We start from the raw sequence: 12,717 nt of genomic DNA on the forward strand, positions 1-12,717 counted from the left end.
AACTACCGAATGTTTCGGTGCTCTTTCACCTGTTCATACGCCGCCTGAATGTCACGAGCTTTTTGCTGCGCCTGCTTCATCACCTCTTCCGGAAGCCCTTGTGAAGCCAGCTTGTCCGGATGGTGTCGCGCCATCAACTTCCTGTACGCCTTTTTAATTTCCGCATTGCTGTTTTTTTCAGTGACACCCAATATTTGGTAAGCGTCTTCTAAATCACTTTTCGTCGACGACTGGCGTCCACCGCTGCCGGCGTGACTGCGCTGACGCTGTTGATGAAAGCGAAACGCCGCTTTTTCCATCATTAGCCACTGATCGAGCTGAAAACGCGTAAAACCTAAGGCTTTCGCCACGTCCACCAAGACTTCATGCTCAGCTTTTTCAAGCACGCCATCGTTCAGCGCCAGGCCAATTAATTGCTCCATGAACAGCTGAAGAACATCTCGATTGCCGTAAAACGACGCACTAAAATCTTTCATCACTTGTTGCAATGGAAAAGTGGGTTCTTTGCCTTCACGAAAAGCATCTTGCGCTTCTTTGGTGGCATCTGTTCCCAGTTTTAATTGCTGCATTAAATACTGCGCTTGTGCAATGTCACGCTCAGTCACTCGCCCTTTCGCTTTGGCCACATGCCCCATCACCGCAAATAGGGTATAAATAAAGTTTGCATCCCCCACCGCTTTTTCAGCACCGTATAAGAAGCGTCCCCAGGCACCCCGCTTGGAAAAGTCCTGAGCCATACCACGGTCAAACCAATGACCAACCAACGCCCCCAAAATAGCCCCGGGCCACTTCATAAAAGCGAAACCGGCTAACGCACCTATTACCTTTCCCCAAATCATTGATACTTCCTTACTTGTTGATTCAGTTGCTCAAGCCGCTCCGGTGTGCCTACATCTGTCCAAAGACCTTTCATTACAGAGGCAAGGACGTTTTGTTCTGATATGGCTTTCTCAAAAAACGGTTTTAACGGAAGTTTGCCCTCAGGGTATGGCTGCAGTAACTCTTTTCGATACAAGCCAATACCCGCAAAGGTTTTTGATTCACCTAGCGGCTTTTCAACTAAGCAGCCGTCGACAACACCAAAGTCACCGTCAGGATTATGCGGTGGGTTATCAACCATCAGCAAATGCGCCAGCTTATCATCGGGTAGGCTTTTCGGCAGCTCAGAGTAATCCCAGTCTGTCCAAATATCCCCGTTAATGACCCAGAAAGGATCATCTCCGAGCAGCTGCAGTGCTTGAATAATACCGCCGGCGGTTTCAAGTCCGCCCTCGGGCTCCGGAGAGAATGACACCTGAATCTGCCAGTCAGAGCCGTCTCCAACAAAGTGTTCAATTTGCTCGCCTTTCCAGGCATGGTTAATAACCACTTCTGTCACTCCTGCCTTTGCGAGCTTTTCTAAGTGGAAAGCCAATAAGGGCTTTCCGGCGACAGGCAGCAGGGGTTTTGGCTGGTTATCGGTCAGTGGACGCATACGTTGCCCGCGACCTGCAGCTAAAATCATTGCTTTCATTGCTGCTCCCACGCTGGCAACACACGCTCATTGAGCCAGGCGTTATATTCTTCCAGCTCACTGTATCGCTGGCTGACGCGTTCTAAATAACCCAAGGTTCTGGGCACGTCCTGCAGGTACCCCGGCTTTTTGTCGCGATGTGCCAGTCGTGCAAAAATGCCTGCCGCTTTGGTATGCCGCTGCATGCCCATTAAGTCAAACCACTGTTGCCACTGGGCTAAGCCAGTCTGTGCTGCTAATCGGTTCGTTTCTATTAAATGTTGGCGCAAACGATCACTCAACTCATCAACCAATGCATCTGGCCACTCGATGTAGCAGTCGCGCAACAGCGACGCAGCGTCATAAGTAATAGGGCCCACCACTGCATCCTGAAAGTCGATAATGCCAATACGGTCATCGCTCAGCAGCATTAAGTTTCTGGAATGATAGTCGCGATGCACGCCAACCTGGGGTTGCGACAATGCATTACTGATCATTTTGTCGCAAAAGTCCTTCCAAATACGTTCATCTTCAGGCTGCCAGCTTATGGTTAAATGAGTTCCCAATAACCAGTCTTTGAACAACCCTAACTCACGTTCCAACAGCGCTTTATCAAACTTGGGCAAGTCCCCTTTTCGGGTGTTGGTGACATCCATAATATTAGGTAATGCAGCAAGGGCTTGCTCATAAAATTGACGGGCATTGCGCGCGTGAAGCTTACTCAGTAACAAAATTTGGCCAAAATCTGACTGCAGCATAAAGCCATGTTCAGTGTCAGCCGCAATCACTTCCGGTACAGTAACGCCAGCATCACGGTACGCTTCAGCAACCGCCAAAAAAGGTTCCATAGGCTCTTTATCTGGAGGACAGTCAACCGCAATAAGGCTCTCACGGCCGTTAGTCGCTCTAAAATAACGACGAAAACTGGCATCTCCCGACACCACTTCCAGGGTAGGTTGTGTTACTCCGGTTTGCGACTCACACCAGGCTTGCAGAGCCAGCTCTCGCTTATCTTCCAAAATGTCCTCCAGAAATATGCTTTATGTGCCTAAACTTGCAGTGTATCAAATAGCGAAACAAACAAAATTGCTTTATTATATTGCCCTTTACGCAGATACAATAACGCTAACAACAACCAAAACGGATGACTCATTTGTTACTTAGGCTTACCACAGTAACGTCGCTACTGGCTGTCCTGCTTTTAACGCTTTCAGGTTTGGCATCAGCAGCGCCGCAAAATTCAGTATCCCAACCTATGGTATGCCAGGCAGTGCCTGTTGAGAGCATCGCCGATAAGTCCGTGCGCCTGCAAGCAACAAAGGCTGGCGAGATAGGCGTTGAGTCTAAGTCGACTCGTATTCTATCCAATGACAAAGCTTACTTTGAAGGTAATGTCATTATTCAGCGCAATGGCCAGTGGCTGTCAACTCAAGCGGCAACCCTTGATCAGCAAAAAGGTCAAATTGAAGCCAGCAATGGTATTAACTTCAGCGACGGCTACTTAAACGTCAGTGGTGAATCGCTGTTTCTGGATTTAAACAGCAACGAAGCCCGACTTTACTCCAGCGACTATCGACTGGAGAACGTCAACGCTCGGGGACACGCCGAGCTGCTGTTCTTGTCACAGCAACAAGTGCTTCTGCAAGACTCCAGCTTCACCACCTGCCCCGGCGACACGCCAGCCTGGCAATTAAGAGCAGAGCGCATTGAAATAGACGAGAACAGCGACTTCGGTGAAGCCTGGCATGCCCGTTTCGAACTCTTTGACGTACCCATTCTTTATTTACCGTACTTCAACTTCCCAATAAGCGACGCCCGCAAAACCGGCTTTTTGTATCCAACCTTTGACTCGTCATCTAATAACGGCTTTGAAGTTGAAGTTCCTTATTACTTCAATATTGCACCAAACATGGATGCCACGGTAGCGCCGGTTTATATGTCTGAGCGCGGCACCATGCTGACCGGGGAGTATCGTTATTTATTTGATGAAAGCGCCGGCCAGCTAAACCTTGAATATTTAAATAGTGACAAAGCTATTGCCACCGAAGACAGTCGTTACCTTTGGCATGTTCAACATAAAACCCAATTTAACGATAAGTTGAGCCTGTACCTGGACGGCACGCAAATAAGTGATGATAACTACTTAAATGATTTTGGCAGCGACTTTGCCGGGCGTGCTGACACTCACTTATACCGGGTAGCTCAACTTGATTACATCAATGAAAACTGGACGGCTCAGGTTCGAACGGAAGATTACGAGATTTTGGGCGACTACTTAAGCCCATTCCGAACGCTGCCGCAAATAAGCCTGAACTATCAGCAAAATAAGTTTACCGGTTTTAGCACCAACCTTTACACTGAACTCACTTATTTCCAGAATCAAGACAGGGCGAGTAATTACGCGACGCGAGCTCATATCGAGCCCAGCTTCAAGTACCGCTATGAAAAACCAGCTTTTGACGCAGAAGCTGAACTGTCTTACTTATTTACTCGCTACCAGCAACAAAGCGACGACATCCGGCTAGACGAAGATGTCACCCGGACATTGCCCAGAGCGCGGCTGCAGGCTCAACTGCATTTAGAGAGAAGCACCAGCGATGGCTACCGTCAAACCTTGTCGCCGCAAATTCAGTACTTATATGTACCTTATGAAAATCAGCAGAACATCGGTATTTATGACACAGCTCTTTTGCAGGATGACTATTACGGTTTATTTCGCAGCCGTCGTTTTTCTGGGCTAGACCGCATTGCCGAAGCCAACCAGATAACTTACGGCTTAACCACCAGTCTCTTTACAGATAATGAGCGCGAAGTATTACGAGCCAGCCTCGGGCAAATATATAACATTGAAGACAGCCGCACAGCACTGTTAATTGAAGAAACGGAAGAGCCTACCTTCACCTCCAGTAACAGCGAATGGGTGGCGGATATCAACTGGGCTATGACTGACGAGTGGTCACTGAAAAGCTCCATTCAATACGATACGGAACTTAACAGCACTCGTAAGAGTCAGACCGCACTGGAGTACCGGAAAAACAGCGGTAATTTGGTGCAGGTGAGTCATCGTAAGGCCACCAACATTCTTAACAACGATATTGAGCAAGTGGGTACTCAGGCCGTATTTGCCGCCAGTAAACAATGGCAAGTCGCCGCCAATGTGTTTTATGACTTAACACACGACCGGGTAAATGATGCTATGGTAGGCATTCAATACAGCAATTGTTGCTGGGCTGTTCGCGTCAGCGCTTACCGACGCATTAATCGTGACCTTGAACCTGCATTTAACAATGCGACAATCAACGCTGATACCGAGTTTGACAATGGTATTAGCATACAATTTATTATTAGCGGTTTGGCCTCTGACAACCGGGGGCTGATAGATATGCTTGAGAAAAGTACGTACGGTTATCGCCGTCCTTTTTATCTCAGTAACTAGTGGTAGGTAGAATGAAAAAATTGGTAGCTTTTTTTGCAACGGCAATGCTTCTGGCGACGCCTTTGCTGGTCAGTAATACAACTCACGCACAACAACTTCTGGACCGGGTTGTTGTGGTTGTTGATGATGGCGTTGTATTACAAAGCCAAATTGATCAACTGGTGCAACAAGTAAAAGCCGGTAACAACTTCAACTCTGCGAACGCACCTTCTGACGAAGTGTTGGAAACTCAGGCTATAGAGCGACTGATTTTGCAGGAAATTCAACTACAAATGGCCGATAGAATGGGCATTGAGGTTAATGACTCTCAACTGGAGCAAGCCATTAACGGTATTGCGCAAGAGCAGAACCTGAGCATTGATGAGCTCCGCCAAAAAATGGCTGACAATGGTATTAGTTGGGCAAGCTACCGTGAGAACGTTCGTAATGAAATTACCATCCAGCAAGTTCAGCGCGCAGCCGTTCAACAACGTGTTTCTATTACGCCTCAGGAAATTAATAACCTGGTCAAGCTAATAGACAGTAACCAAAGCACTCAAACCGAATACCGCTTAGGGCAAATTCTTATTGCTGCAGACTCTAATTCATCGCAAAGTGAGCTGGAAAAAGCGAAAGATCGTGCTGACACCGTCCTTCGTTTACTGGACGAAGGCAGCGACTTTTCTGACTTAGCAATTCGCTCCTCTTCAGGCTCTGCCGCATTAGATGGCGGTGACATGGGCTGGATGACAATTAACAGCATGCCAACCTTGTTCGCAGAAGCGGTGGATGGAAAACCTGCTGGTGAAGTGGTTGGCCCTATTCGCAGTGGTGTTGGTTTCCATATTCTGAAAGTTCAGGACAAACGCGGCGAGCAAACCGTTGAAGTCGAAGAAGTGAAAGCTCGACACATTCTTATTCAGCCATCAGTAATTTTATCGGACAATAAAGCAAAAGAAATGCTAAACACATTCCGCGAACAAATTGCTGCCGGCGAGAAAACCTTTGACGAATTAGCCAAAGAGCATTCGTCAGACCCGGGTTCTGCATCACGCGGTGGTGACCTAGGCTGGGCTCGTCCTGACAAGTACGCGCCTGAGTTTAAAGAGAAAGTAGAAACCATTGCTGCAAATACCATTAGTGAACCCTTTAAGACTCAGTTCGGTTGGCACATTGTCGAAGTGACAGACAGACGCACAACCGACACAACGGACGAAAGCAAACAAGAGCGTGCTTACCAAATGTTGTTTAGTCGTAAGTTCCGTGAAGAGTTGGACAACTGGCAGCAGGAAATGCGCGATCAAGCTTACATAAGACGGGTTGCTGAGTGAGTTACCCAACCCTGATATTTACTCCGGGCGAGCCCGCTGGTATTGGCCCGGATTTAATTTTAAAAGTGGCGCAGCAGCCCTTAGAGGCTGCTGTTGTCGTTTGTGCTGACAAAAATATGTTACGGGAAAGGGCAGAGCTTCTGAACTTGCCGGTGACGTTCCATAAGTACGAAAAGGGGCAAAAAGTGCCTAAGCACGAAGCCGGGCACTTATGGGTAGAGCATTTGCCGGTTTGTGAGCCAGTAACAGCGGGTGAACTTACCGTCGCCAATGGCCATTACGTTGTTGATTGCTTAAAGCGCGCCTCAGACGGCAACCTAGCCGGAGAGTTCGACGCTATAGTGACAGGTCCCGTGCATAAAGGCGTCATTAATCAGGCCGGCGTCGCGTTTTCCGGGCACACCGAGTTTTTAGCTCACGAGGCCGACTGTAATGACGTTGTCATGATGTTGGCAACCGAGGGGTTACGCGTTGCATTAGTCACCACTCACATACCTTTGGCGTACGTTTCCAAAGCAATTACCAAAGAACGCTTAACCAATATTTTGACGATTTTGCACAACGACTTGACCAACAAGTTTGGAGAAGTTCAACCTAAAATTTTAGTGTGCGGTTTGAACCCCCATGCGGGTGAATCCGGACATTTAGGTCATGAGGAAATTGATACCATTGCGCCAGTCATCGAAACACTCAATGCTGGCGGCATGAACTTACATGGCCCGTACCCGGCTGATACCATCTTTCAGCCCAAATATTTGGACGACGCCAGTGCTGTTGTCGCCATGTACCATGACCAGGGACTGCCAGTCTTAAAATACAAAGGCTTTGGGCAAGCGGTCAATATTACACTCGGTCTGCCCTACATTAGAACATCGGTTGACCATGGTACGGCACTCGACTTAGCGGGTACCGGCAATATAAACGACGGTAGCTGCCGCTTGGCAATACAAACCGCTATTGATATGGCAAACGCAAGTTATTATGAGTAAACACCACAATCATTCCCAGACCCACCTGGGTCACCGCGCTCGTAAGCGCTTCGGTCAAAACTTTTTGAATGACGATGGCATTATCGAAGAAATTGTTGATGCCATTAACCCTGAACCGGGCGAAAACTTAATTGAAATTGGTCCCGGTTTAGCTGCATTAACCGAGCCAGTGGCCGATCGCAGCGGTCATTTGAAAGTTGTCGAAATTGACCGTGACTTGGTTGAACGCTTGCGTACGCACCCGTTTTTAAACCAAAAGCTCGACGTAATAGAAGCCGATGCACTTAAGACTGACTTTCGCCAATTTGCCGCGGAAAAGCCAGTTCGTGTGTTCGGTAACTTACCTTACAATATATCCACGCCGTTGATTTTTCATTTACTGTCATTCGCAGACAGCATTGAAGATATGCACTTTATGCTGCAAAAAGAAGTCGTCGACCGTTTAGCGGCACAACCTGGCTCAAAAAACTATGGTCGCATTAGCGTTGGTGTACAACAGGCTTGTGAAGTGACGCCGGTTGTTTACGTGCCACCATCAGCATTTACACCGCCACCCAAGGTAGAGTCAGCCGTAGTACGTTTAACGCCGTATAAAGACAGCCCGTACCCGGTTAAAGACCGCAAACAGCTACACAGTTTGTGTTTGACAGCTTTTAATCAACGTCGTAAAACAATAAGAAATAACCTCAAGGGGCTAATACCCGCTGAACAGTTAGAGTCTCTGGGTATTGACCCTTCAGCAAGACCAGAAACGCTATCCGTTGAGGATTATTGCAAGCTTTCAGATTGGTTAACTGAGCAGGCTGAGTAATTTATGGCAGGCATAATCGAGATTGAAGTCAATACACACTACTTATCGGCACAGTCTTCTCCTGAGTCCGAGCAATATGTATTTTCGTATACCATCACCATTACGAATACGACCTCTCAGCAGGTACAACTGCTGGCTCGAGAATGGCGCATTACCGATGCTGAAAATAAGATCACTCGAGTCGCCGGTGACGGGGTTGTTGGTCAGCAGCCTGTTTTACAAGCGGGCGAGTCTTTCAGCTATACCAGTGGCACTGTCTTAGCGACTCCCATTGGTACAATGGAAGGCCATTACGTGATGATCGACGAAAACGGTGAGCAATTTAAAGCGGATATTCCGTCTTTCCGCCTCGCTATTCCGAATATTATTCATTAATTATGGCAACTTACGCAGTCGGTGACATTCAGGGCTGTTACCGTGAGCTTATGGCATTACTGGAAACCGTTGGCTTTAGCCATAAAACGGACCAACTTTGGTGTGTCGGCGACATAGTAGCTCGGGGGCCCGATTCAGCAGATGCCATCCGCTTTTTTTATGAAAATGAACACTCCGTCCACACGGTACTGGGTAACCACGACCTTAACTTAGTGGCTGTTTTGCTTGGACATAGAAAAGCAAAACGTAACGACAAGCTCAGCGGTATTTTAACGGCATCGGAGAAGCTGGATTGGGTAGATTGGTTACGCAGTCAACCGCTCATGCAACAGTTAAACCCATCGACCGTTATTTCACACGCTGGAATTTACCCGTGGTGGTCTGTCGAAGAAGCTCAAACCTATGCCGACGAAGTCTCCGCTGTTTTGAACAACAATGATTTTGAAGACTTTATTAAAAGTATGTTTAGTAATAAGCCTTCAAAATGGGACTCAAGTCTTAGCGGATTTGACCGATACCGTTTTATAGTGAACGCATTTACACGAATGCGCTATTGTCACCCAAACGCCGAGTTGGATTTAACCCGTAAAGATGATCCGAATCAACATTCGTCGCAGGATGACTTGCAACCATGGTTTAACTTTTGGTCAGGCAGCGACTATCGGTTATTATTCGGACATTGGGCTGCATTAATGGGTAATACCCATCGCCAGGACATTCTCGCGTTAGATACCGGGTGTGTTTGGGGACAATACATGACGCTGTACGACCTGAGTAACGACAAATTTTACTACCAGAATGCGTTTAGTGCTTAGAATACAAAGATAATCATTGCTGTGCTGAGGAAGGTTTCATGAAAATAACGGTTGCTATGCGAGTGATTGGTGGATTTGCCATCATAACCCTGCTTTTACTCGTCATCAGTTTGAGCTCACTGTTCAACATTAACAGCATTGGCTCATCCGTCGACAACGTTAACGACAAAGCCATGCCTGCTCTGAACGAAGTGGCGGCCATTAAGGTTGATACGCTAGAACTTTCGGGTCTTCAACTCGAAACTTATTACGCAGAGTCATTATCGGCAATAGAATCATACCGCGGCGAATTTGACACTTCCGAAGAGTCGCTTATGAGCTCATTAGAAGACCTTCAACGACTAATCAAGGGTGAAGGGCAAAGCGCACTTATTAACAACACAGAAGCTGCAGTAACACAGTACGTTGACCTTATCGATCAACTGTTTAACTATCAGCGTGAGTACCTTGAACTTCGAAGCACCACCGCCGATCAGCTTGACGAAATAGCCTTCAGTATAGATGACGCAGCCATCATGCTACTCGACACCATGGATATGTCGAATAACGAGGTTGTTGCGCGCGAAGCCAGCAATGTTGAGTCATCATTGTCTAGTTTGATAACTCTAATGTACGACTTAAACAAAACCAACGACCTCGACTCAGCAAATGTTATTAAGAGCGAAATTGATATCAATATCGACAGCATTCGTCCTCGTCTCGACGCATTAGACAATGAATCGACAGGCAGTGCTGAGCAAATGGTCGACGATGCAGTAACAACAGTACGCAACGCCATTGATCAACTGCAGGGTGCTGGCTCTTATCCAGATAACGTTATTTTGCGCCAGCAACGTCGTGTCGATGCAGGCCAAACTCTTGATCAGGCGCAGCAACAGTCTGATACGCTGATGACACAAACCGATGAATTGCAAACAGCGGTTCGAAACATTGCCGAAGACAGCCGTAACTCAGCAGCCGATTCAATTTCAACCAGCAGCTGGATAAACAGCATTATTACGGTTATTTCTATTGCATTAGCCGTGCTGATTTCCTGGTTAACTGTACGCAGTATCAGCCGACCTCTGTCGCGTGTTAACCACATGCTGAATATTATGGCAGAAGGTAACCTGACTGAGCGTGTTGATTATGACGCACAAGATGAATTTGGTGAGTTGGCAACAAACACTAATAAGTTAACGGGTAACCTTCGCAAGCTTATTGAAGGCATAGCGAACCGTGCTACACAACTGGCAACGGCAGCCGAGCAATCATCAAATGTATCTGACGAAACTACCAACGCAATAGATGAACAACGCCGTCAAATTGAGCAGGTTGCAACTGCGACCCAGGAAATGAATAACACCGCCAGTGAAATGGCTGAAGGCGCTGACCAGGCTCTACGCGAAATTCAGCATTCTGACGATGAAGCAAAACGTGTCCGTGAAATTTCAGATAAAAACCGCTCTACTATTGAGCAGTTAGCTCACGAAATTCAGGGCGCATCCCAGGTCATCGATCAACTGTCTGAGAACAGCAGTAATATCGGCGGCATCCTGGATGTTATCCGCGGCATTGCTGACCAGACTAACTTACTTGCGTTGAACGCGGCTATTGAGGCCGCCCGAGCCGGCGAGCAAGGCCGAGGCTTCGCCGTAGTAGCTGATGAAGTTCGCACGCTAGCAAGCCGTACCCAAGAGTCGACTGAAGAAATTCAGGATATGATTGAAAACCTGCAGAATGACTCGAAGCGCGCGGTAGAAGTTATGAACCGTGGCCGCGAACAGGCCGAGCTTAGTGTTCAGCAGTCGGACGAAGCAGCCCAGGCGTTGCAGTCAATTACGGAATCGGTACATCAGGCATCTGATAGCAGTAATCACATTGCTAATGCCGCTCAAGAGCAAAGCCGTACCGCTCACGACATTAGTGAGCGACTGGAGTCGATTGTTTCTATTGCCGAACAAACCGCTTCCGGCTCTAAGCAAACAGCCCAGGCTTCTAATGAAGTTGCCAAGCTGGCTGATGAGCTGCAAGACTCTATTAAGAGCTTCCGGGTTTAACAGCCTGTAAAAAGAGTAGTTATAAAAAAACGCGGTCACTTTTAAGGTGACCGGCGTTTTTATTGAGGGACGATGTAATTAGATTGTCAGTGTCAGCTTCGCAAAACGACGTTTACCCACCTGATACACCCCAGAGTCTTTATCGGTGCATACGTAGTTTTTATCGGTAAAACGTTCGCCATCAAGTTTCACTGCATTTTGTTTCAGCATTCGTAATGCTTCAGACGTTGACTGAACAAGCCCCGCTTCTTTTAGTACATTAGCAATACCCATACCTTCAGAGCCGACCGCTATGGTCTTTTCTTCAATCTCGTCAGGCAGTGCATTTTTCTGAAAGCGCTGAATAAAGTCCTGTTCGGCTTTTTCTGCGGCCTCATCAGAATGGAAGCGTGCGATAATCTCTTTCGCCAACAGCACTTTGACATCACGCGGGTTCTTGCCCGCAGCCACATCGGCTTTCAAGCCATCTATTTCTGCAATAGAGCGGAAGCTTAGAAGGTCAAAGTAACGCCACATTAATTCATCCGACACTGACATTATCTTACCGAACATGTCGTTGGGTGATTCAGTAATGCCAATGTAGTTATTCAGCGACTTCGACATTTTCTGAACGCCATCCAGACCTTCCAGTAACGGCGTCATAATGACCGTTTGCGGACGCTGACCTTCTTCTTTTTGCAGTTCACGCCCCATTAGCAGGTTGAAACGCTGGTCTGTACCACCTAGCTCGATGTCAGCTTTAAGCTCGACAGAGTCCCAACCCTGAACCAGAGGGTACAAAAATTCGTGAATCGCAATAGACTGGTTATTTTGGTAGCGCTTTTTAAAGTCATCACGCTCTAGCATGCGGGCAACTGTTTGACGGGCTGCAAGTTTAATCATGTCCGCAGCGCCCATTTTCGACATCCATTCTGAGTTAAAGCGAATGTCTGTCTTTTCAGGGTCGAGAATTTTAAAGACTTGCTCTTTATAGGTTTCGGCATTAGCCGCCACTTCTTCCGGCGTTAGCGGCTTGCGAGTCACATTTTTCCCCGTTGGGTCGCCAATCATTCCGGTAAAATCACCAATAAGGAACACAATTTTATGACCAAAGTCCTGCAAGACTCGCAATTTATTAATTAGAACCGTGTGACCCAGGTGCAAATCGGGAGCGGTTGGATCGAAGCCAGCCTTAACAATCAGAGGCTTGCCACTTTCCAGCTTTTCCGCCAATTCTTTTTCCAGCAGAACCTCTTCGGCACCACGTGTAATCTCAGCTATCGCCTCTGCCACTTCTGTTTTCATCAAACCTCTCCATCGATTGCCCAGTCAAACCCATTATTTTACGCCATTCTTAACACTGTTTTAAGCGCAGAAACTGGTATTCTGCGTTTTTTCGTATTATCCTCGAAACCATAAGGTTATTCTGAGGTCGTAAACGAGTACACCCTGTGTATCGTTTGCATGGGTA

At 47.3% G+C, this 12,717-nt stretch carries 11 protein-coding genes; 7 read left to right on the plus strand and 4 right to left on the minus strand.

Translation table 11 applies throughout. The features are described from left to right. Positions 1 to 2: 2 nt before the first annotated feature. From djlA to BLT32_RS08260, 3 genes are read right to left on the minus strand one after another with little or no spacing between them, the layout of a single operon-like run. Entirely contained in the window at positions 3 to 839 is an 837-nt protein-coding gene (gene djlA, locus BLT32_RS08250) for a co-chaperone DjlA (protein WP_053953898.1), read from the minus strand. Further along, entirely contained in the window at positions 836 to 1,513 is a 678-nt protein-coding gene (murU, locus tag BLT32_RS08255; RefSeq protein WP_053953897.1) for an N-acetylmuramate alpha-1-phosphate uridylyltransferase MurU, read from the minus strand. The genes djlA and murU overlap by 4 nt, the downstream gene beginning before the upstream one ends. Then, on the minus strand, positions 1,510 to 2,511 hold the full coding sequence (locus tag BLT32_RS08260; RefSeq protein WP_053953896.1) for an aminoglycoside phosphotransferase family protein: 1,002 nt from the start codon (positions 2,509 to 2,511) through the stop codon (positions 1,510 to 1,512). The genes murU and BLT32_RS08260 overlap by 4 nt, the downstream gene beginning before the upstream one ends. Before the next feature lie 125 nt (positions 2,512 to 2,636). Here BLT32_RS08260 and BLT32_RS08265 point away from each other — a divergent pair, with 125 nt between their 5' ends. The 7 genes from BLT32_RS08265 to BLT32_RS08295 are packed head-to-tail and all read left to right on the plus strand — an operon-like array spanning position 2,637 to position 11,267. Continuing rightward, positions 2,637 to 4,928, plus strand: coding sequence for an LPS-assembly protein LptD (locus tag BLT32_RS08265; protein ID WP_053953895.1), 2,292 nt, complete (start codon positions 2,637 to 2,639; stop codon positions 4,926 to 4,928). Between the two features lie 11 nt (positions 4,929 to 4,939). Beyond that, the gene (surA, locus tag BLT32_RS08270) at positions 4,940 to 6,238 is read left to right on the plus strand and encodes a peptidylprolyl isomerase SurA (RefSeq protein ID WP_053953894.1); all 1,299 of its coding nucleotides are present in this window, start codon (positions 4,940 to 4,942) and stop codon (positions 6,236 to 6,238) included. Beyond that, a complete protein-coding gene (pdxA, locus tag BLT32_RS08275; protein ID WP_053953893.1) occupies positions 6,235 to 7,227 on the plus strand; it encodes a 4-hydroxythreonine-4-phosphate dehydrogenase PdxA in 993 nt (330 codons plus the stop codon). The genes surA and pdxA overlap by 4 nt, the downstream gene beginning before the upstream one ends. After that, positions 7,220 to 8,038: a 16S rRNA (adenine(1518)-N(6)/adenine(1519)-N(6))-dimethyltransferase RsmA gene (rsmA, locus tag BLT32_RS08280; RefSeq protein WP_053953892.1), complete on the plus strand. Its 819-nt coding sequence runs from the start codon at positions 7,220 to 7,222 to the stop codon at positions 8,036 to 8,038. The genes pdxA and rsmA overlap by 8 nt, the downstream gene beginning before the upstream one ends. A gap of 3 nt (positions 8,039 to 8,041) precedes the next feature. Further along, positions 8,042 to 8,413, plus strand: a complete 372-nt coding sequence (gene apaG / locus BLT32_RS08285; RefSeq protein WP_053953891.1) for a Co2+/Mg2+ efflux protein ApaG — start codon at positions 8,042 to 8,044, stop codon at positions 8,411 to 8,413. 2 nt (positions 8,414 to 8,415) lie between these two features. Continuing rightward, complete coding sequence (locus tag BLT32_RS08290; RefSeq protein WP_053953890.1) at positions 8,416 to 9,228, plus strand: symmetrical bis(5'-nucleosyl)-tetraphosphatase; 813 nt, start codon at positions 8,416 to 8,418, stop codon at positions 9,226 to 9,228. Positions 9,229 to 9,266: 38 nt separating this feature from the next. Beyond that, positions 9,267 to 11,267 (plus strand): methyl-accepting chemotaxis protein, encoded by a 2,001-nt coding sequence (locus tag BLT32_RS08295; protein WP_053953889.1) that lies wholly within the window; start codon positions 9,267 to 9,269, stop codon positions 11,265 to 11,267. A 78-nt stretch (positions 11,268 to 11,345) separates the two neighbouring features. Here BLT32_RS08295 and tyrS read toward each other — a convergent pair whose 3' ends face one another. Beyond that, complete coding sequence (tyrS, locus tag BLT32_RS08300; RefSeq protein WP_053953888.1) at positions 11,346 to 12,551, minus strand: tyrosine--tRNA ligase; 1,206 nt, start codon at positions 12,549 to 12,551, stop codon at positions 11,346 to 11,348. Positions 12,552 to 12,717 lie beyond the last annotated feature (166 nt).

Source organism: Idiomarina zobellii, assembly GCF_900100855.1.
In the GTDB taxonomy this organism is placed as follows: domain Bacteria; phylum Pseudomonadota; class Gammaproteobacteria; order Enterobacterales; family Alteromonadaceae; genus Idiomarina; species Idiomarina zobellii.